Annotated in this window: 20 protein-coding genes, 11 tRNA genes, 1 rRNA gene and 1 pseudogene; 2 read left to right on the top strand and 31 right to left on the bottom strand. The window is 35.8% G+C overall.

The window, feature by feature from the left end; all coding sequences use genetic code 11:
* From LC076_RS22675 to LC076_RS22615, 13 genes are all read right to left on the bottom strand, one after another.
* Positions 1-78: ribosomal RNA gene (locus tag LC076_RS22675) — 16S ribosomal RNA — on the bottom strand; the annotation flags it as partial.
* Positions 79-193: 115 nt separating this feature from the next.
* Positions 194-267 (bottom strand) — tRNA-Gly (locus LC076_RS22670).
* Positions 268-281: 14 nt separating this feature from the next.
* Positions 282-358 (bottom strand) — tRNA-Pro (locus tag LC076_RS22665).
* A gap of 4 nt (positions 359-362) precedes the next feature.
* Positions 363-439, bottom strand: a tRNA-Arg gene (locus LC076_RS22660).
* 94 nt (positions 440-533) lie between these two features.
* Positions 534-619, bottom strand: a tRNA-Leu gene (locus LC076_RS22655).
* A 38-nt stretch (positions 620-657) separates the two neighbouring features.
* Positions 658-743, bottom strand: a tRNA-Leu gene (locus LC076_RS22650).
* Between the two features lie 12 nt (positions 744-755).
* A tRNA-Lys gene (locus tag LC076_RS22645) sits at positions 756-831 on the bottom strand.
* Positions 832-861: 30 nt separating this feature from the next.
* Positions 862-936: transfer RNA gene (locus tag LC076_RS22640), tRNA-Gln, on the bottom strand.
* A gap of 92 nt (positions 937-1028) precedes the next feature.
* Positions 1029-1105 (bottom strand) — tRNA-Asp (locus LC076_RS22635).
* Positions 1106-1355: 250 nt separating this feature from the next.
* Positions 1356-1427 (bottom strand) — tRNA-Glu (locus LC076_RS22630).
* 11 nt (positions 1428-1438) lie between these two features.
* Positions 1439-1529: transfer RNA gene (locus LC076_RS22625), tRNA-Ser, on the bottom strand.
* Positions 1530-1532: 3 nt separating this feature from the next.
* Positions 1533-1607: transfer RNA gene (locus LC076_RS22620), tRNA-Asn, on the bottom strand.
* A 132-nt stretch (positions 1608-1739) separates the two neighbouring features.
* Positions 1740-2198, bottom strand: a complete 459-nt coding sequence (locus LC076_RS22615) for a SprT family protein (protein ID WP_226671392.1) — start codon at positions 2196-2198, stop codon at positions 1740-1742.
* Positions 2199-2295: 97 nt separating this feature from the next.
* Between LC076_RS22615 and cmpA the strand changes: the two genes are divergently transcribed.
* The gene (cmpA, locus tag LC076_RS22610; protein ID WP_146950745.1) at positions 2296-2412 is read left to right on the top strand and encodes a cortex morphogenetic protein CmpA; all 117 of its coding nucleotides are present in this window, start codon (positions 2296-2298) and stop codon (positions 2410-2412) included.
* Positions 2413-2600: 188 nt separating this feature from the next.
* Here the strand turns inward: cmpA and LC076_RS22605 are convergent, their stop codons facing one another.
* From LC076_RS22605 to acpS, 14 genes are all read right to left on the bottom strand, one after another.
* On the bottom strand, positions 2601-4760 hold the full coding sequence (locus LC076_RS22605; protein WP_413466025.1) for a Tex family protein: 2160 nt from the start codon (positions 4758-4760) through the stop codon (positions 2601-2603).
* Positions 4761-5129: 369 nt separating this feature from the next.
* Positions 5130-5729, bottom strand: coding sequence for a PP2C family serine/threonine-protein phosphatase (locus LC076_RS22600; RefSeq protein ID WP_226671390.1), 600 nt, complete (start codon positions 5727-5729; stop codon positions 5130-5132).
* Entirely contained in the window at positions 5726-6517 is a 792-nt protein-coding gene (gene sigB / locus LC076_RS22595) for an RNA polymerase sigma factor SigB (protein WP_226671389.1), read from the bottom strand. Before sigB ends, LC076_RS22600 begins: the two co-directional genes overlap by 4 nt.
* Positions 6483-6965, bottom strand: a complete 483-nt coding sequence (gene rsbW / locus LC076_RS22590) for an anti-sigma B factor RsbW (protein ID WP_226671388.1) — start codon at positions 6963-6965, stop codon at positions 6483-6485. Before rsbW ends, sigB begins: the two co-directional genes overlap by 35 nt.
* Entirely contained in the window at positions 6962-7294 is a 333-nt protein-coding gene (locus LC076_RS22585; protein ID WP_226671387.1) for an anti-sigma factor antagonist, read from the bottom strand. Before LC076_RS22585 ends, rsbW begins: the two co-directional genes overlap by 4 nt.
* A 55-nt stretch (positions 7295-7349) precedes the next feature.
* Positions 7350-8357: a PP2C family protein-serine/threonine phosphatase gene (locus tag LC076_RS22580; RefSeq protein ID WP_226671386.1), complete on the bottom strand. Its 1008-nt coding sequence runs from the start codon at positions 8355-8357 to the stop codon at positions 7350-7352.
* A gap of 12 nt (positions 8358-8369) precedes the next feature.
* Positions 8370-8771 (bottom strand): anti-sigma regulatory factor, encoded by a 402-nt coding sequence (locus tag LC076_RS22575; RefSeq protein WP_226671385.1) that lies wholly within the window; start codon positions 8769-8771, stop codon positions 8370-8372.
* Between the two features lie 2 nt (positions 8772-8773).
* Positions 8774-9136, bottom strand: a complete 363-nt coding sequence (locus LC076_RS22570; protein ID WP_226671384.1) for an STAS domain-containing protein — start codon at positions 9134-9136, stop codon at positions 8774-8776.
* Between the two features lie 3 nt (positions 9137-9139).
* On the bottom strand, positions 9140-9970 hold the full coding sequence (locus LC076_RS22565) for an STAS domain-containing protein (RefSeq protein ID WP_226671383.1): 831 nt from the start codon (positions 9968-9970) through the stop codon (positions 9140-9142).
* Between the two features lie 239 nt (positions 9971-10209).
* The gene (gene ndoA / locus LC076_RS22560) at positions 10210-10560 is read right to left on the bottom strand and encodes a type II toxin-antitoxin system endoribonuclease NdoA (protein WP_026562078.1); all 351 of its coding nucleotides are present in this window, start codon (positions 10558-10560) and stop codon (positions 10210-10212) included.
* A 4-nt stretch (positions 10561-10564) separates the two neighbouring features.
* A complete protein-coding gene (locus LC076_RS22555) occupies positions 10565-10846 on the bottom strand; it encodes a CopG family ribbon-helix-helix protein (RefSeq protein WP_026562079.1) in 282 nt (93 codons plus the stop codon).
* Positions 10847-11423: 577 nt separating this feature from the next.
* Positions 11424-12578 carry an alanine racemase gene (gene alr, locus LC076_RS22550; RefSeq protein WP_226671382.1) on the bottom strand — a complete coding sequence of 385 codons (1155 nt, stop codon included), beginning with the start codon at positions 12576-12578 and terminating at the stop codon, positions 11424-11426.
* Between the two features lie 188 nt (positions 12579-12766).
* Complete coding sequence (locus LC076_RS22545; protein ID WP_226671381.1) at positions 12767-13789, bottom strand: LolA family protein; 1023 nt, start codon at positions 13787-13789, stop codon at positions 12767-12769.
* 499 nt (positions 13790-14288) lie between these two features.
* Positions 14289-14651, bottom strand: coding sequence for a holo-ACP synthase (gene acpS, locus LC076_RS22540; RefSeq protein ID WP_226671380.1), 363 nt, complete (start codon positions 14649-14651; stop codon positions 14289-14291).
* Positions 14652-14832: 181 nt separating this feature from the next.
* On the opposite strand from acpS, the pseudogene LC076_RS22535 reads away from it, so the two are divergent.
* Positions 14833-15417, top strand: a pseudogene (locus LC076_RS22535) (rhomboid family intramembrane serine protease); the annotation flags it as partial.
* A 256-nt stretch (positions 15418-15673) separates the two neighbouring features.
* Here LC076_RS22535 and LC076_RS22530 read toward each other — a convergent pair.
* The 4 genes from LC076_RS22530 to LC076_RS22515 form a co-directional block, all read right to left on the bottom strand.
* Positions 15674-17131, bottom strand: a complete 1458-nt coding sequence (locus LC076_RS22530; protein WP_226671378.1) for a PH domain-containing protein — start codon at positions 17129-17131, stop codon at positions 15674-15676.
* Complete coding sequence (locus tag LC076_RS22525; protein WP_226671377.1) at positions 17124-17603, bottom strand: PH domain-containing protein; 480 nt, start codon at positions 17601-17603, stop codon at positions 17124-17126. The genes LC076_RS22530 and LC076_RS22525 overlap by 8 nt, the downstream gene beginning before the upstream one ends.
* Before the next feature lie 324 nt (positions 17604-17927).
* The gene (gene uvsE, locus LC076_RS22520; RefSeq protein WP_226671376.1) at positions 17928-18893 is read right to left on the bottom strand and encodes a UV DNA damage repair endonuclease UvsE; all 966 of its coding nucleotides are present in this window, start codon (positions 18891-18893) and stop codon (positions 17928-17930) included.
* 275 nt (positions 18894-19168) lie between these two features.
* Positions 19169-20668, bottom strand: coding sequence for a DEAD/DEAH box helicase (locus LC076_RS22515; protein ID WP_319005581.1), 1500 nt, complete (start codon positions 20666-20668; stop codon positions 19169-19171).
* Positions 20669-20915: the final 247 nt, after the last annotated feature.

Below are 20915 nucleotides of genomic sequence, written 5' to 3'. Positions count from 1 at the left end.
CCCATCAATTCGCTCGACTTGCATGTATTAGGCACGCCGCCAGCGTTCGTCCTGAGCCAGGATCAAACTCTCCAATAAAGTAGTGTTTGACTTGCTCATAGTTGTTTCGTTTTTGTACTATTATATAGTACGTTTTTGTTAATCGAAATTAACGTTGGCACGCTTGGTTTTGTTTAGTTTTCAAAGATCATATTGGAGCGGGTGAAGGGAATCGAACCCTCATCATCAGCTTGGAAGGCTGAGGTTTTACCACTAAACTACACCCGCGAAAGTGTCTCGACTGGTCGGGAAGACAGGATTCGAACCTGCGACCCCTTGGTCCCAAACCAAGTGCTCTACCAAGCTGAGCTACTTCCCGTCAATGGCGCGCCCGAGAGGAGTCGAACCCCTAACCTTTTGATCCGTAGTCAAACGCTCTATCCAATTGAGCTACGGGCGCAAATATTATTTTTAAGTTGTTGTTCCGAAGAAGCAACTTTTATATCATAACATTTCACATTCTAAAAGTCAACAACTTTTTTGAAATGTTTTTTTGGTGCGGCCGAGAGGACTTGAACCTCCACGGGGTCGCCCCCACTAGGCCCTCAACCTAGCGCGTCTGCCATTCCGCCACGACCGCGAAACATATGAAAGTTATTTTACTTTCGCAAAAAACTTTGGTGCGGGTGAAGGGACTTGAACCCCCACGTCACAAGGACACTAGATCCTAAGTCTAGCGCGTCTGCCAATTCCGCCACACCCGCATGGTGTGTAAATGGTGAGCCATGAAGGATTCGAACCTTCGACCCTCTGATTAAAAGTCAGATGCTCTACCAACTGAGCTAATGGCTCATTTTATATAGTACATAAAATGAATAAAAATGGCTGGGCTAGCTGGATTCGAACCAACGCATGTCGCAGTCAAAGTGCGATGCCTTACCGCTTGGCTATAGCCCATTAATATCCTTTCACTCTCAAAAGTGACAAGAGTTAAATAATATCATATCAAAACGGTTATCACAAGTGGAAATTGTTGCCAATAAATATAATGGCGGTCCGGACGGGACTCGAACCCGCGACCTCCTGCGTGACAGGCAGGCATTCTAACCAACTGAACTACCGGACCAAGTTTTTTTCGCGAAGCGAAAATAAACAACCTTGCTTTTGATCTTAATCTTGAAAACGAAGCGAAAATAAACACCCTTGCTTTTGATCTTAATCTTGAAAACGAAGTGAAAATAAACAACCTCACTCTACATCTTTAAAACCAAAGCAATAATAAATAATCTCACACTGCTTATCATCACATATCATTTCAGAAAGAAATAGGAGGCGAGCCACAAGTGCGCCCACTTCCTACCCTCTAAGATATACAATGACCCGTACGGGATTCGAACCCGTGTTACCGCCGTGAAAGGGCGGTGTCTTAACCGCTTGACCAACGGGCCATATTTTTATATGGCGGAGAAGGAGGGATTTGAACCCTCGCGCCGCTCGCGCGACCTACACCCTTAGCAGGGGCGCCTCTTCAGCCACTTGAGTACTTCCCCATATGGCTCCGCAGGTAGGACTCGAACCTACGACCGATCGGTTAACAGCCGATAGCTCTACCACTGAGCTACTGCGGAATAAATATTACAGACTTTCTTTATTATATTGATTGAGATAAGTCATGTCAAGACTCATAATCAATAATTTAAAGTAAGTTATTTCACCATCAGCGACGGCTTTTATAATTTAACATAGCCTCCTTGTCATAGTCAACCCCTATCAACAAGAGAGATTTTACCAGCACATTTACCGCAAACCAAGCGAGATGTATCCACTCGTCTTTTCCTCTTATACTCTTGACCACAACTAGTACATTTATAAATCAAACTAGCTTTTTGAGGTTTAGGTTTCTCAATTAATGGGGTACAGAACCTAGGAGCATCAACTTTGATAAGAAGATCTTTAAAATCTTTATCACCATGTTTATATCCTTTACCTTCTATATGAAGATGGTAATGACATAACTCATGTTTAATAATCCCGACCATTTCCTCAAGACCGTGTTCAACATAGTACTTCGGGTTAATATCAATATTGTGACTTCCAAGCATATACCTTCCACCTGTTGTTCTTAATCTTTTGTTAAAGGTTGCTTTATGATTGAATTTCTTGTTAAAAAGACTTAAAGAAAGATCTTCTACTAATTTCTGAAGTTTTAAATCATCCACGATAAATCCCCCGTTTTAAAATGGAACATAGCACTCGTCCATTGCATACATTATAAACACCTATACACCATTATAATGGTTAAGGAGGTATGAGCAAATGCCATCATGGTTACAAAATCAAATGCAACGTGCCTTTTTAGAAAAAAATCGTTATCAAATCAAGTTACTTAATCAATGTTGGTTTTTCTATAGAGAAAAAGAGGCAAATTCATAATAGTATGACCCCTTCAACAAACCATAAAATATGTAGCCCCTCTTCAAACAGAAGCTACCTTTATAGTAATTGAGGGGTCGTCATTTCATACTAACAGAACTATATTAAAGGCGTTTTCTGAAAGATTGTTGCTAAGTGGCTTAATATTAAATTATAGAAACATATCAAATAGCAACAATCCTTAGTAATTAATTGTTTAACATTGTCAGAGCCACTCTACCTTTTTTTGTATCAACTTCATCTACCCAAACGGTTACAACATCACCAACAGAGACAATATCTAACGGATGTTTGACAAATGTATTGCTTAATTTGGATATATGCACTAGTCCATCCTGTTTCACACCAATATCTACGAAAGCACCGAAATCGACTACATTCCTTACAGTGCCTTGTAGTTCCATTCCTTGCTTAAGATCTTCTAATTTAAGAATATCCTTTTTTAGCAAAGGCTTTGAAATTTCATCCCGAGGATCCCTCTCAGGTCTAACCAACGCATCACAAATATCCTTTAACGTTAGCTCACCTATAGAAAGTACTTCAGATACCTCTTTAAGATTTAAACTTTTTACCTTTTCATTTAATTCCGCAGACCCTAAATCTGCATCAGATGCATTTAATTGTTTTAGCAGCTTTTTCACTTCAGCATACCGCTCTGGGTGAATTCCTGTTCGATCAAGGAGCTGATCTCCATCTGCCACTCTTAAGAAACCAATACACTGCTCATAAGTTTTAGCACCTAGCCTAGGTATATCTTTAAGCTGTTTTCTATTTGTAAACCTTCCTAGCTCATCTCTTTTCTTCACAATATTATTTGCAACCGATTTACTTAAGCCCGCTACATATTGTAATAAAGAAGATGAAGCTGTGTTCACATTAACACCAACTTGATTTACAACTGTTTCTACAACAAATGTTAAAGAATCATTAAGCTTTTTTTGTGAAACATCATGCTGATATTGTCCTACCCCTACTGATTTCGGATCAATTTTCACTAACTCAGCTAATGGATCTTGTAATCTCCTTGCGATAGATACAGCACTTCTTTCCTCTACTTGTAGATCCGGAAACTCTTCTCTCGCTAAATCTGATGCCGAATAAACACTTGCTCCCGCTTCGTTAACAATTAAATAGGACACTTCTTCTTTTACTTCTTTCAAAATGTCTGCAATAAATTGTTCTGTTTCTCTTGATGCTGTTCCATTCCCAATCGCTACAACTTCTATTTGATAATCCTTTAATATAGCTACAACCGTCTCTTTTGCTTTTTCTTTTTTATTAACAGGTGGGTGTGGATAGATGACATCAATATGTAGCATTTTGCCTGTTTCATCAGCTACTGCCAATTTACAACCCGTTCGATAGGCAGGATCGACTCCTAAGACCATTCTTCCTTTTAATGGCGGTTGAAGTAACAAATTTCTTAAATTCTCTGAAAAAATGTGAATGGCACGATCTTCTGCTTTTTCTGATAATTCTTTTCTAATCTCTCTTTCTATCGATGGTTGAATCAATCTTTTATAGGCATCATCAATCGTTTCTATTAGAACATCCCTTACAATTGTTACATTGTTTTTTAATTCTTCTTTTATAAGGTAATCAACAACCTGATCATGTGGTGGTTTGACAGATATTCTTAAAATATCTTCCTTCTCCCCACGATTAATCGCAAGTATACGATGAGGTACTATCTTCTGAATGGGTTCTTCATAATCATAGTACATTTCAAAAACATTCTTTTCGTCTTTTTCCTCATCTTTCGCTGCAGAAGCGATGAATCCCCTTTTGAAGGTAATATCTCTTATCCATTGACGATATTTTGGCTCATCAGATATTTGTTCAGCTATAATATCTTTCGCTCCCTGGATCGCATCGTCAACAGAATTCACTTCTTTTTCTTCGTTGATGAACTCAAGCGCCTTCTTTTGTAAATCTCCTTGTTGAGGAAGTGAAGTAATCCATTCAGCGAGTGGCTCTAGACCCTTTTCTTTTGCAACTGTTGCTTTTGTTCTTCGTTTTTGTTTATACGGTCTATATAAATCTTCAACCTGCTGAAGCTTAAGTGATTTTTGAATTTCTTCTGAAAGCTCTTTTGTTAGCTTTCCTTGTTCTTCTATTAACCGCAACACTTCCTCTTTACGATTTTCTAGATTTTGTATGTATGTCCATTTATCAGATATATCACGAATTTGCACTTCATCAAGTGCTCCCGTTTGTTCTTTTCGATAACGTGCAATGAACGGTACTGTGTTACCGTCTTCTAGTAACTTAATTACACTAGCAACTTGCTTACCATTAATGGAAAGCTCTTTGCTAACTTGTTGCACCATTTTCTCTTGTTTTTCTATCATCTATAATCCTCCAAGTCAAAATTCCTTTTTAAAACTAACCAATGCATATTCAGTTTCCTTCATCATACATTCTAACATTTTACCAAATTTTAGCGCTCTATTAAAACAGTTACACAAACTCAATTTGTTTCTAAGGTTTATCCCCTTATGAAAGGCTTATGTTGAACGAATGTTGCTATGAAACTAAAATTTTGATTGAAAGCAGTGTTTTTTCACTATTATTGTACTATTTTATGAAGAAAAGATGCCACTAGACATAATACATTATTAATTGCATCGGGTATCTAAAAGCAACAAAGTTTGCGAAAACAGCCTTATGAAATGACCATTTTTCAAACAAAAAAGTCGATCAACTATTTTAAGAAATTAAAACAGTTGACCGACTATATAAGTCAAATCATCTTTTCGTGATAATGTAAATTCATCTAATAATCTTGATAAGTCTTCTACCGATTCGCCATTTCTTAAAAGCGATTTAATGGCGGGTAAAACTAATCCGTCTGTATGAATAATAAATTTAGAGCCCTCTTCATAAGAGTACGTATGAGTGCGATATTTTTGTGGTTTTCCTGATAAGTAGCCTAGTAGAGGTAGTGGATAGATAAATGATCCAGAAGGTGTACAGAGTATAAATCGAATATTTCCTACAGAACTGTACGTGAACTGCTTGCTTTTGAAAAAGAATTTCAATATAGAAACGGTTGCTCCACGTTTATCCTTCAATTCTTTATTACATAGGTCAATTAATACGTCTACATCTTCCGCATGATTATTTTCGACTAATGTACTAATTGCCGAAGAGGAATCATTTGCTCGTTCTCCACTACCTAAGCCATCAGCTAATGCACAGATATAATAATCGTCAGTTGCTTTTATGTAAAAACTGTCACCACAACATATTTTACCTTCTTTCGAAAGTTGAAAAGCCAATGTATCAATATTTTTATTTGATTCTTTTACTATCATTGTTTCATCTCCGATGGCATGTCTTTCGCTAGAGCCTCTCTTAGCTTTTGGATGGCTCTCCTTTGCAATCTCGACACATGCATCTGAGAGATACCCAGTTGTTCTCCAGTTTCCTTCTGACTTCTATTTTGTATAAAAGTACATTCAATAATTTCCATTTCTCTTTCTGATAAGACGTGTAAAACACTTTGCAACATAAGCTTTTGATTCACATTTTCAAATCCTTGATCTTGAGTACCAACAATATCAAGGATCGTCACAGTACTTCCATCTGAATCTGCTTCTATAGAATGGTCTACAGATAAAGCCTGATAGCTTTTACCCATTTCCATAGTTTCTAACACTTCTTCTTCTGTAACCCCTATATATTCAGCAATCTCTTGAACTTGAGGTGATCTTTCATTTTCATTTGTTAGGATATCAACAGCTGCCTTAATTTTTGGACCAAGTTCTTTAATCCTTCTCGGGACATGTACACTCCAAGTTTTATCCCTTAAAAATCGCTTGATTTCACCAATTATTGTAGGAATAGCAAATGCCTCAAAAGGTTTTCCAATAGTAGGGTCAAACCTTCTTATTGCACCTAACAAACCAATCATTCCAACCTGCCTAAGATCTTCGTGAAAGCTTTTCCCTTTAGAATACTTTTTAGCTAACGTTTCAACTAAACCAGTATAATGTTCAACAAGCGCTAATTGGGCACTTTTACTTTCCGTCTTCTGGAACTCAATTATAAGCTCACTTACTTGTTCTTTAGTTAGCTTCATGCTTTGAGATGGTTGTGCCATTTTCTATTCGCTCCCCGCTTAAATACTTAATCATGAAGACCGTTACACCTGAATTAACTAGGACACGGACTTCATCCATGAGCGTTTCCATCAAATAGAGACCTAACCCTCCCTCTGGTAACTGATCAACAGGACTTTGAGAGGAATATGGACCAAGATCATTTTTAGTTTTTTCGAAATCAAAGCTTTTCCCATTATCAGCAATCATGACTTCAAGGCGATCATCATAAAGACCAAACCCAATAACAACTTCGCCTTCTTCATTGTTTTTATAAGCATGCTGAACAGCATTTGTACACGCTTCACTCGTTGCAATTTTTAAATCCTCAATCTCATCATAAGAATAACCCATTCTACTCGCAATTCCTGAAAGTGTTAATCGAATGATACCCACAAACTCTGGCTTAGCCGGAACCTTCATTTCTATATAATCTACTAGTTGCTTCATTGTAACCCACCCTCTAATTTTGGAGATATATCAATGATGTCACTTAGTCCTGTTATACTAAACAATCGTTCCAAGCGATCTGTTAATTCCACTAAATTTAAACTACCATTATTTTTTCTTACATTTTTCAACAACCCTACAAATACTCCTAATCCCGTGCTATCCATATAGGAAACATTCTTTAAATTAACAGTAATATGAGGATTCTCTTCTTCCGCAAGTGGAATTAAAGCTTCTCTTAACTTTGGTGCAGTATAAGCATCTATTTCTCCAGCTACCATAACAATCGTTTTGTCATCTTCTTTATTTATTTCTATTTTCATATTCATCCGACATCACCTCTAAAGATCATTTATGCTAATAAATACCCAGTATTAATACTTATTAAACCAATCTTTTAATAATTATTAATGTGAAATCATCTTTTAGTTGAAGATCTTGAATTTTTTCAAAATATCGGTAGATCTTTTCAACAATTTCTTGTGAGGAAAGATCCTTATATTTCATAATAAGATCGGTAATTGCTGACCTCTCTACAAAGCCATCTTCTGTTCGGGACTCAGTTACTCCATCGGATAGCAGGACAACCATGTCTCCAACCTCAACCTTTTGTTGATATTGTATGTATTGAACATTATGATCTACACCAAGCACAAGTCCTTTAGTCATTAAATCCTCAAAGTGGTCTGTTTTTGAATGATAATAAAAACCAGGCTCATGTCCTGCTGAAGCATATGTGAAAATATGATCTACAACATTATACATTCCGTAGAACATGGTAATAAACATGCTGGGATCTACATTACGTTCAACAACTCTATTTAGATTTTCTAATATTTGATTAGGATTTTTACGTGATTCAGGAAAACTATCCATCGCATACTTAATCATAGACATACATAACGCTGCAGGTATACCCTTTCCAATAACATCAGCAACAGCAATACTGACACCTTGTTCATCATGAACAAAATGATGATAATCACCATTCATTTGTTTAGATGGCACACTTACTGCACCTATATCCAGTGCATCTATGCTTGGAACAGTCGTTTCTAACAGTGTTTTTTGTACATTTGCCGCAATTTCAATTTCAGATCTTATTTCTAATTGTTGATCACGTAAGCTTTGGTGTTCTTGGTAAGCTAAACCATACCCCATCATTACTTCAAGAAGAAAGTCTAAGGAAGAAAGAACTTCAGTTTGTATGTCAGGAAAGAGTTCCTGTAGAACTTTTCTATGTGCACTAATAATTTCTTCTGGTGGTATTTGATGCTCTATCGTTTTTCTACTAAACTTTTGTCCCTGATATAAAGCGGTTTCTGTTTGTTCATTTAAATAATTTCTTAACAGATCACGATATTTTGTCTCTAGAAAATCGCGAAATTCCATTTATGTCCTCCCCTATCGAAGCCACTTCACAGCTTGGATATTTGTCCCTTCACCCACTGTGGAAGTAATATCAAATCCATCCATTAAACGCTTAACACCTGGCAATCCAGCACCTAAGCCACCGGACGTTGAAAATCCATCCTCCATTACTCTTCGGATGTCAGAAATTCCTGGTCCATTATCAAGAGCTACTACTTTCAACCCTTTTTTACCAAGGTCATTTACGCGTTCTATTCGCATTTCACCTTGTCCTGCATATAGATATATATTACGAGCTAATTCGGAAATAGCAGTTGTAATTCTCGCTTGATCAACTGTGCCAAATCCAAGCTCTTTTGCAACATTTCGACCAAGTTGTCGAGCTGCAACTATGTCCCATTCAGTGACAATTTTAACACAGGATTGGTTTTCCATGGTTACTCCCCCAACTCCTGTTGTAATGTTTCAAGACCTTTTTCTAAATCCAATGCTGTTTTGACATCCTCAAGCTGAATGCCTAATTCAATTAACGTAATGGCTACAGCTGGCTGAATTCCCGTTAATACTACTTTTGCCCCCATCAGCCTTGACATACTAATAACATCTCCAAGTACCTTAGCAATAAACGAGTCTATAACATCAACAGAGGTCAAATCAATCACTACACCATTTGCTCCGGTTTCATGTATTTTATGCAAAAGATCTTCTTGAAATTGAAGGGCCGTTTGATCATCTAATTCCCATTGAATTGAAATGAGCAAACAATTATGTAATTTTAAAATTGGTATTCTAGGATTCATATGCTATACCTCCATTGACACAATTTGTCGATTGGTCATTTCTAATGCTGATTCGATTCCCTTTTGAAGACTATTCTTCGTAATCACTTGACTTAAGTCAATTCCAAGATTAACAATTGTTTGTGCAATTTCTGGTCTAATTCCAACTAGCAAGCATTTTGCACCGACAAGTCTTACTGCTTCAGAGGCTTGAATAATATGATGAGCAACCATTGTATCCACGACAGGCACACCAGTAATATCAATTAACACGACCTCTGCACGATGCTTCACTACACCTTGAAGAAGGTTTTCCATAATACGTTTTGCTCGCTCTGTATCAATCGTTCCCACAAGGGGCATAACCGTTATATTTTCAAATACAGGTATTAATGGTGCGGAGAGCTCCTGTAAAGCAATCTTTTGTAAAGATACTGTTCTTTCCCATGAAGATGCATATTGATAGAGTACCTCACTATTTATTGGTGAAATCCACTTATCAAAAGACCATACTAAGCTCATTTTTTCCTCTTCTGTATCTTCAACAGTCATTTCAAAAAACAAAAGTTTATTGAATTCAGATAAACTTGTGGAAATATATCGTAATGACCACCCTTGTTGAACAATTCGTTGAGAGAAATCAGATATTTTACTAGTAATCTCTTTATCTTCACCTCTAAAAGAACTAAATAATAAATTAATATATTCATTACACGTATTTGTATACACTTGATCTGAAATAACAGAGGAAACTTTTGGATCATCTAAAGCTTTCATTGTATCTGTCCATTTAGTTAGCAGATCTTCTCTGTTGTTTTGTATAAACGTTAAAAATGGATTTGACGATGTATTCATCTTGCTTTACTCCTCCTTAATATCATTCAAACTCTTATCTTCTTTTATTATACCGATTCTATTGCACAAAAAAAAGGAATTCAAAAGGAATACAACAACGCACGCCATTTAATACAGATATATAAATGGTGGTATTCATTAAACTAACTTGAAAAATAATAAGTTCAACTAATAAAAAAAGTTGCTTTTTCAGCAACCTTTTTTGTTTTTTATGTTATTTTTTAGTTAGTTGTTATTAGTTAAAAATCAATAAGTCCTAAACTTATTTGCAAGGCTTCATCCACTTTATCCATCATCTCATCATCTAGATGAGTGATTTTATCAGTTAACCTTTGCTTGTCAATTGTTCGTATCTGTTCGAGCAGGATAACCGAATCCCTTTCAAACCCGTAACGCTTTGCATCGATCTCAACATGAGTTGGCAATTTTGCTTTTTGAATTTGGGCCGTAATTGCCGCTATTATAACTGTAGGACTAAAGCGGTTTCCGATATCATTTTGGATAATTAATACAGGACGTACGCCACCTTGCTCCGAACCTACAACTGGGGATAAATCAGCAAAATACACGTCGCCTCGTTTAACAATCAAATGATTAACCCCCGCTTACTAAGCGTTCAACGGTATGGTCAGCCTCAGATTCTGCCAAAAATGCTTCGGATGCAATGTTAAGATTAATTTTCGCCATTTCCATGTAACCACGTCTCATAGATTCGCGAATCTGGCGCTTTTTACGCTCACGAATGTACATTTTAGTTGCTTGATAAATAAGCTCGTTTCTGTTTCCGTTCTCCTGTTTTACTAGTCCATCTAATTCTGATACTAATGCTTGAGGTAACTGAATTAAGATTTCTGTTGTCGCGCTGGATTCAGACACAAACACACACCTCCACCAAACTTACCACCTATTATTCATTCCAACTTTAATAATAACATCTACAGCTCGAGAAGCAAAGTCTTTTCCTTAGAAACATAAGGCTCTTAGACCAAATCTTCATAAACTAAAGCCCAATGATACATTTAATTCTTGAATAAGATTCATACATTCCCACTTTAAGATCATCAGATTACTGCAAGTTCCATTTTTTAAACAATCTTATTAGCCGAAACATTACCCTTCAATATTATCGTCATGTAAAGGGTAATTATTCATAAACATGATTTTATTTCTCAAGTTAACAATGTTTGGATAGAAAAGCACAAGCGCCTTGGTCAGCCTCGACAAGCATAAGACGATTTGACATGGAAGGCGTTCTTGGCCTTCAAAGGTAAATTGGCTTATGACCTCGAGGGGCTAGGTGCTGGAGCTAGACACCAAAATATGTGCAGAATTTTTATACTTTCTGATCTTATAAGTAAAGCACAAACGCCTAAATAGATTTAAGATACATATATGATCACAGGAAACTAGGCACTTCTGCAAAACAACAAACTGTTTCACAACCGCTTAATATTTATCTTTTTAAAATAGGATTAACCTTTTCAATTATACTCATATTTTCCAAAAAAATACGCGGAACTCGTGAAGTTATCATACACGGAACTTCATAATTGATTGTATCAAGATAATTCGCAACATCATCAATGGAAATGATCTGGTCATGTTGTTGACCAATTAACGTCACTTGCGTACCTATAGGCAGATGATGAGGAAGTTTTACCATACATTGATCCATACAGATTCTTCCTACTAATGGTACTCTTTTATTCTCCACCAACACTTCAAAATCCTTCAAGTGCCTCGCCCAACCGTCAGCATATCCAATTGGGATTGTTCCAATCCATTCATCATCTTTAGCTTCGTATGTTGCACCATAACTTACCTTTTCACCTTTTGTTATCTTTTTAACATGAACCAGCTTTGACTGTAATGAGAATGCTTCTTGTAGTTCATATGGTAACTTTTTCTTCATTTCTATTGATGGAGTTAAACCATACATTGATATACCTAATCGTATGGCATTATATAATTTCCGTTGATATTTTAATGCAGTAGCACTATTCGCACAATGCACAACAAGCTTTTGATGTGGAACACTCGCTAATAGTGTTTCAAACTTTCCATATTGTTCATCAAAATATCCAGAATCTGTTTCGTCCGCAGTTGCAAAATGAGTGAATATCCCATCTATAACAAAGTGAGGTGATTGATTGGCATGAACAAACATACTCTTTAATTCAGCTTCATCTCTTACACCTAAACGTCCCATTCCAGTATCTAACTTAATGTGAAAATGTAGCTCCTCATTCGTAATATATCTTTCAGCGTCCTTTAGCCAATCGATCGAAAAAACTGTTAAAGTGACATTATATTGAATGGCCACATTAACATCACTTGGACGTGTTGCTCCCATGACTAAAATTGGCGCATTAATCTCTGCATTTCTTAGTGAAATCGCCTCATCTAAAAAGGCTACAGCTAGCATTGTTGCACCAGCATCAATAGCTGCTTTAGCAACCTGTTCAGCTCCATGACCATAGCCATTTGCCTTTACAACAGCAATAATATCTATCTCGTCACCAATATGCCGTTTCATTGATACAACATTTTGTTTTATCGCATCTAAATTTACTTCTACCCATGTATCTCGGTAAAACCCAGACTGCATCCTAATCCACTTCCTCATCCTGCTTACTATTGAAATAATTATCTCGACTATACTATAGAATTGTCAAATGGTGACGCAAAAAAATAATGAGTAATTGGATACATGACTGGTTGAGTTCAGTAGATAAATGCTGCTTCCTTTATTAAACCATCAAAAAAAGGGTGGATTGTACCACCCCATTTTTCTTGTTATTTTGCTGTTTGACCTTGTACTGACTTAGCTACCATTAGCAATTCATCTGTTGTTAAATCTTCAGATGCTAACATATAATCAACTCCATCATGTGTCCATGTTAGAGATGTGTCAGACATTGCACCAATAGTGAATCCTAAATCAGCTGGTGTACCATTTACATATGTTGAAGTTGAAGCTGAAGCCGGTGTAGCAATTTCAGCACTTTCTTGGATGAGAGTAAATGACTTTTCTCCATCAAATGTTAAAATTACTCTTTTACCATTTTCAGTATCAATCTCTGTTTCCTTTACTAATTTAACTCCGTTAGGCTGTTCTAATGGATATTTCACAGCGAATGGCTCACGATCACCTGTTGCCATAGTTGGAACTTCGATTTGTGCACTAGACATGTTTTTCTCAACATCAAATGAGTTATCATCAAATGAAGCGTTGAATTCAAAGCTAGAAAATTCTACTACAACAAGTGGATTGCGATCTGTATCCATGACTTTTACCATAGAAGGAGCTAAGCTCTTTTTATCAAAAGTGATTTCCTGGATAGGGAGCATTTTGTTATTTTGATAATTTGTTTTTGTTTCAAAAACATATTGATTTTCAGCTGAACTAAACTTCGCCTCTGCTCCATCTTTTAAGATATCCTTTACTAAAGACTCATAAAGATAAGCTTGGCTACTGTTTTGTGGCCAGTCACTTTGGAAACGGAAACTTTTATTAAGTGCTGGAGTTAAAACAAAAACACCTTCATCATTTCGCAAAATCATTTGGCTTTGTTCTTTTTGAGAATTTTTAAGGTTCACACGATAATATGTTGGTCCCTTATGCCAAATTTCAATTTCATATTCCTGTGGTTCACTTCCCGTTTGAAGAGTCATTTTCCCCTTCGCTTTATACCCAGACATTTCTTCAATCTTCTTTTCTAACGCTTGAACGACATCAGCTTGTGATTTCTCACCGCACCCAGCTAGAGCAACTACTGCTAAAAGCCCTACTAAAAATAACACAAAGCTTTTTTTCAACTTTTTCAACCCCTTTGCTTCATATAACGTTAAAAAGGAAGATCGTTATTGCTAGACTCATCTCATTTAGCTACATCTTTCTATTAAATTATTAAAAAGACAAAAGAAATAGATGATTCTTAAAACAACAACTTGTCTTCCCTATCGCATTACCAAATATATGAGACAAACTTTCCAAATATGCAGACTAGCTTTAAAATTTACTAATATTACCCGAGGATCCTTATTATTTAGCTCTGTTAGACTTTGTTGTTGATTTCCGTTACAGGCATTCACTTTAGAAACACCTAAAACTTATGCGCTGAATTTTTCGTGTTTAACATATAAATCGCTAGGAGAAAAAGGCTTGGACTTGAACTTGAGAAGAATAGCCGAAATGTAAAGGTAGAGTTTGCAGAGGGAAATAAGATCATTCATGTTAAAATAAGCATTTATTATACGATAAAGAGCCACCCATAAAGTATCGATAAATATGAGTGGCTAATGCCTTTAAACGATCTTATTGCTCTAAAATTACTTGCGCAGCAGCATATTGCCGAGTATGTGTGATGGTAACATGTGTAGAGACTTCTTCCTGCTTGTCATTTAAAATTTTAATAACAGGCTTTCCTTTGTCATCATTTATTACTTCTATATCTTGAAAGCTTATTTCCTCTCCTATTCCTGTCCCTAAGGCTTTGGAGTATGCCTCTTTTACAGCAAATCTTCCTGCTAAAAATTCAACTTTTCGTTCTTTTGAAAGAGAAGCGAATTTTTCTATTTCATTTAAAGTCAAAATTCGTTTGATAAATCCCGGTTGCCGATCAACGATCCTTCTTATTCGATCAAGTTCAATAATGTCTAAACCAATCCCCATAATCATTATGTAAACAACACCTTCCAATAAGCCTTTTATAGTACTATTTTATACAACTTGTACATATTCATGTTAGTATAAAGTGAGATTTCCACAATGTGATTTTACTCGTGGTAAAAATCACACTTTATAGCTTCTTAATAATTAGATAATAAATAGAGAAAATAATGAAAAGGAGCAAAAAGTTATGTTTACTAGAACAGAAAGTTTCCAATCCTTTCTTCGATTATATCCAGTCGTTTCGGTCATAGTCGGTATTCATCTATTTTTTTGGTTGTTATTTCAAATCCCTCTTCCTTCTATACAAATATCTTTACGTTTATTAGAAGGATATAACACTGGGATTGCATATGGTGAATATTGGAGATTAATTACGCCGATCTTTCTTCACATTAGTTTTGGTCATGTTTTCTTTAATACCATTTCACTTATCTTATTCGCACCAGCATTAGAAAGATTTTTAAAAAAGACAAAATTCATTATTTTATATGTAGGTGCGGGCATCATTGCTAATATTGCGACCTTTCTCTTCGAACCATTACAATATGTTCATATCGGGGCATCTGGAGCTATTTTCGGGTTATTTGGTACATATCTATTCATGGTTTACTTTAGAAAGGGAACAATTGATAAAGCGAACTCACAAATCATTATTAGCATTTTAGTCATAGGCTTAATCATGACTTTTCTCAATACAAATATAAATGTCATTGCCCATATTTTCGGATTTATCGGAGGATTTATTTTAGCACCATTATTTATTAAAAAGAGAACTCACTTTGTCCATGAAACAACTTATACTTCAACAAGAAGCTCAACACCATTTCAATGGAAATTGGGGAAATGGACCTTTAAGGGAGTTTTTTGGGTGATTTTCTTCATGATCATTTTAATAGGGGTTTTATCTCGATTTCTTTAAATCATTGTGAAAAATAGAAGCGGATATTGACATTATCATCCCTTCAGCTTCCACTCGCTGATAGTCCCAATCTAGACACTAAAAGCATATTTTAAACAAAACCAGACACTTAGAGATTGTGTCTGGTTTTGTTTTCTGAGGAATAAGAATACCAAGATAATAACTTTTCCACATCTTGATCATCCATATCTTTAATTGAAAAGCTTTTCCCGACTATGCCGGATTTTATTGATACTCTAAACGTTTTTAGTGATTTTTTTTCCTGAAAAAAGGTTTTCGTATGATTAATAGATTGAATTCTGTTTCTCCGAACTAAAATTGTCGACTTTGAAACAAATCGATAAGCTAATTGCAACTGATTGTCTACGATATACCACCCTGTATCTTTAAAGGTTTGATATCCCCAAAGAATTCCAACTAGCAGTAATAGTATTGACAACAGCCCCCACGGAAAAAGAAGATAACTTACTGGTACAATGACGATCAACGCTAAGAGAGCTTTTCTTATTATATATCTACTCATTGAGCGTTTAGGCAAAGAATACACTTCTTCATTTAGCTTAAAATTAGGAAGATATGTATCTAAAAGATTCATCAAATCTTTTTTTTGAATAACAGGAAATACAATGGTAGAAGATCCTCCATCATCACCCGCTGTCCCTCCTGCACTTTCAATATACACAGTTGAGTAGCCTAATAATTGTCTTAAGGGATTTTGCACAACTTTAATTGCTTGGATACGAGTTAACGGAATAGATATTTGCCTTTTTTCAAAAATTCCTCTAGAAATTTTAATTTCATCATCAATCTTAGTTACAGTGAAAAATGCATATTTTAAAAGAACACCGATCACACTTAATACCCATGCAATGAAAAAGCCAAAAAACACTAATATCGCGTATAGCGTAAAGCTAGCATTTGCTAGAAAATCAAAGCGATCTAACAACTTTTCATAAGGTATAAACTCATCAAATTGCGATAGAAATGCCGCTACTGCAGAAATGATTACGCCAATACCACTTGAAGTAGATGCCGCCACAAATAATTCCTTAGGTTTTATTTTATAGGAAGGATAATCCGGCTTTTCGATTAATTCATCTTCTTCTATAGGCTCTTCAGTTAGTTGATGCTTATAAGAAGCAAGAGCTTGTTCAATCGCTTCAGCTTCACTTTTACTTATTGCTGTTAAAACTGCTTCTGCCTCCATACCACCACCAGCAGTTTCTATTTGTACCTTTACTAAACGAAAGATTTGTTGAATAATACCGGCACTGCTATTAATTGATTGAATTCTTTCGATTGGAATATAGCGCTTCTTCTTTACAATAACACCATACTCAATTCTAAATTCTCCATCTTCAATCCAGTAGGTGAACTTTAACCATCCTAGCACACTAACAATGACAATGATTAAAACTAAACAAATACCACCAATGATAAAATATAAATTAAATGACTCCTCTACAACGACAAAAAAGAAAACAATGGCAGGTATGATATATGATTTAATCATTTTCACAAACGATAGGATCATTCCTACAGGATGAATTCGCTTTGGCTTAAACATCATCATCAGTCACCCTAGCTAGCTTCGAGATATAATCCCTCAGAACATCAGCTTCTTCAATCTCTAATGCAGGTATTTCATGTTTAGTAGCAGCAGTAGAAATCTCTATGGAAGCTAATTTATGTTTCCTTAATAAAGGTCCTTGATGTGTATCAACATGCTGCACTCTCACCATGGGTATTAATACTCGTTTAATGATGAAGAGCCCATATTGAAGATCAATTTCATGTTCATGAACCTCATATCTCCACATACGATGTTTAAGTTTTGGAATAATAACGATCGTCACAACTGAGTAAACACACCATAGTAGAGCCGAAGCTATCGTAATCCAGTAGGAAAACCCAAGGAAGTATACACCAACTCCCCCAGCAATAATAATAAGTAAAAATATACTTGCAGAAATCACTGCACTTATTCTCCAAACCTTCAGTGCCTGCAAGCTAATCTGATTTTTCGGTAATTCTCTCACAATTCTCCCCCCCATATCTTATATCAAAACAAATGGAAACCAAATCAGTTATACACGTAATACATGGATCATGAATTTACTACGTTAGATTAACCACTGGATAAAAGGAACCAATACTTTTCATAGATAATTAATGAAATAATTGCTCAATCCAAGTTAAGACGATAGCTTTACACTTTATATTTTCTCATCGTACAAAAAGAAAATAATCCCATTTGATTATAGCATACTGGAATTATTTTCATGATTTTAATATAAATTTTTAACATGTAGTTTGTGCTGAAATTTTCAAATAACATATAAAATAATCATTACTTACACTATTTAATTGATATGAAAAGAGGCCTTATCGATCCATTCTATTTCTGAATATCTTTTAAGATCATGAACTAATTGAAACAGTGCATTGTCTTTTTGCTTCGCTTCAATCATACAATCAAGTTCCTTCGTTTCACCTTTAACTGTATTCAAAAATTCCATAAACATCTCAACATCAATATAATCCGCATGGGCTCGGAATTCCTTCTCGCTTTTAGGGCTAGAAATATGCATTTTTACAGGCAAAGAAGAATTCTTCCATGTATTCAAAATTCTTTTCCAATGAGGTTCCCAATTTAAGTCTTCGTAATATGCTAGATGATGATGATAATCAAATATTTGCGGCACACCTAGTTTTTCACACAAATAGAGAGCATCATTTACATGAAATGTAGTATCATCATTTTCAAGCATTAACATTCGTTGAATAGAAACGGGGATTAGTCCCCAATTATGAATAAACTGTTCTAGTGCTTTTTCCTTGTTATCATACGCTCCTCCAATATGTAACACACAACGATGCTCAGGATTGACATTCATTCCTTTTAATAGTAATTCATGCATTCGCAATGTTTTTAACGACATTTTAAAAATATCTGGCTGCTGAGAATTTAATACAACAAAATGATCGGGATGAAAACCTACTCGCATCGGGTGATCTGCAATAAATTCAGCAATATCCATTAATGGATCCTCCAAATTATTCATATACTTCCAATCATGAAGTTCATCATGATTGGCTAGTGGAATAAGCTTAGAGCTAAACCGGAAAAATTTAATATCATTTGCTTCATTATGCCTTAACAACCTTAAGCAATTTTGCAGGTTCGACTTCGCAATTTTTTCGAGCTTTGCTATTGCTGCTTCGCGATCCTTTATTTTACTAAATTGAGCAAAAGTCATGGTTTGAGAAGGAGAACAGTTTTGAAGATTCATACTCATCGCTACATACCCTAATCGAACGACCGTCATTAAACATCACCTCTACATGTAGTTTCACCAACTGTAATGATTTCAATAAGATATTTTCTACATAAGAAAAGCACAAGCGCCTTGGTCAGCCCCGACAAGCATAAGACGATTTGACATGGAAGGCGTTCTTGGCCTTCCATGGCAAATTGGCTTATGACCTCGAGGGGCTAGGCGCTGGAGCTAGACATCCAAACTACGTACAAAACATATAAATTCTGATATATTAAGAAAACAAACAAAAAAATCGAACCCATAACTGGATTCGATTTTTGTTACTATTTCGGATTAGAGTAGCGACGTTTGCTGCTACTTTGGCCACCGCTACCGCTCTTAGCTCTATCGCGGTTACCGTATGAACGATTTTTTTGTCCACTACCGCCACCACTACTACGGTTATCGCCTCTTCTTCTATTGTTAGATGAAGATGAAGAACGACCTTTGTTTTTCGATCTATACATAGGTGCTTCTTCTGTAAGTTTAATTTCTACAGAATTTGGCTCTTTTGTCATATATTTAATAGCTGCTGCAACAACAACTTGTGCATCAAACTCTTCTAACAATTCTTCAGCAGTACGCTTGTAGAAAGCAAGGTTATCACTTTCAACGATAGAACGGATCTTTTCAACTGTCATTTGTTGTTGACTTTCAATTGCTTCATCAACAGTTGGTGGTTTCATACGATCCATTTTGCGATTTGTTGTACGCTCGATATTTTTAACAATGTCAATTTCTCTTGGAGTAACAAAAGTCATTGCCATACCTGTTTTACCAGCACGCCCTGTACGACCGATACGGTGAACATAGCTTTCTGGATCTTGAGGCACATCAAAGTTATAAACATGAGTAACACCAGAAATATCAAGTCCACGTGCAGCAACATCTGTAGCAACTAGTACTTCAATTGTGCCTTCTTTGAACTTGCGTAGAGTTGACATACGTTTTGCTTGAGTTAAGTCACCATGAATTCCTTCAGCAGTATAACCTCTTAAAGTTAATGCTTCAGATAACTCATCAACACGACGTTTTGTACGACCAAAAACAATGGCAAGCTCTGGAGATTGAATATCAAGCAATCTTGTTAATACGTCAAATTTCTTTCTTTCATGTGTTTCTAAGTAGTATTGAGTGATGTTTGGAACTGTCATTTCTTTTGCTTTCACTTTAACTAGCTCAGGGTCTTTCATGAATTTCTCAGCAATTCGGCGAATTGGATCTGGCATTGTTGCAGAGAAAAGTAATGTTTGACGATCACTTGGAACGTTAGAAAGGATTGATTCGATATCCTCAATAAAGCCCATGTTTAACATTTCATCTGCTTCATCTAAAACCATAGTATGAACTGCGTTTAATTTCACAGTTTTACGATTAATATGGTCTAATAAACGTCCCGGAGTACCAACAATAATATGTGGATTCTTCTTTAATGAACGCATTTGACGGTTAATATCTTGCCCACCGTAAATTGGAAGCACGCGAGAGCGCTTATGGTAACCGATTTTGTACAATTCTTCAGATACTTGGATTGCAAGCTCACGTGTTGGTGCTACAACGACAGCCTGAATACTGTTACTGTTTACGTCGATTTTCTCAATAAGTGGAATACCAAATGCAGCTGTTTTACCTGTACCAGTTTGCGCTTGTCCAATTACATCCTTGTTTTGTAGACCAAGTGGAATTGTTTGAGCCTGTATTGGTGATGGCTCTTCAAACCCCATTTTACTTATTGATTCCATTAATGACGAACTTAAACCTAATTCTTGAAACGTTAATGTCAATGTTTTCATACTCCTTCTATATATCGTTTGCTGTAAATATTTACAGACCTTATAGGTAATTTTATTATCGTCTTCATCATGAAACGATGTTTATCCAATCCTTATAAGCTATTGGCATGAAGCCTAAGAAGCTACAAGTAAATTATCAACTGTTGTGTCATCATGAAAAACAGTCAGATGTAAGAAACCGTTCTGATTTATTGTTTACAATACGGCTATGGCTTAAAGATGCCAACATCTAAATGAA

Origin of the sequence: Metabacillus litoralis, assembly GCF_020524045.1 — a bacterium.
Classification (GTDB): Bacteria; Bacillota; Bacilli; order Bacillales; family Bacillaceae; genus Metabacillus; species Metabacillus litoralis_C.
The sequence above is the reverse complement of the archived record's forward strand: the minus strand, read 5'-3'. Positions and strand labels throughout refer to the sequence as shown.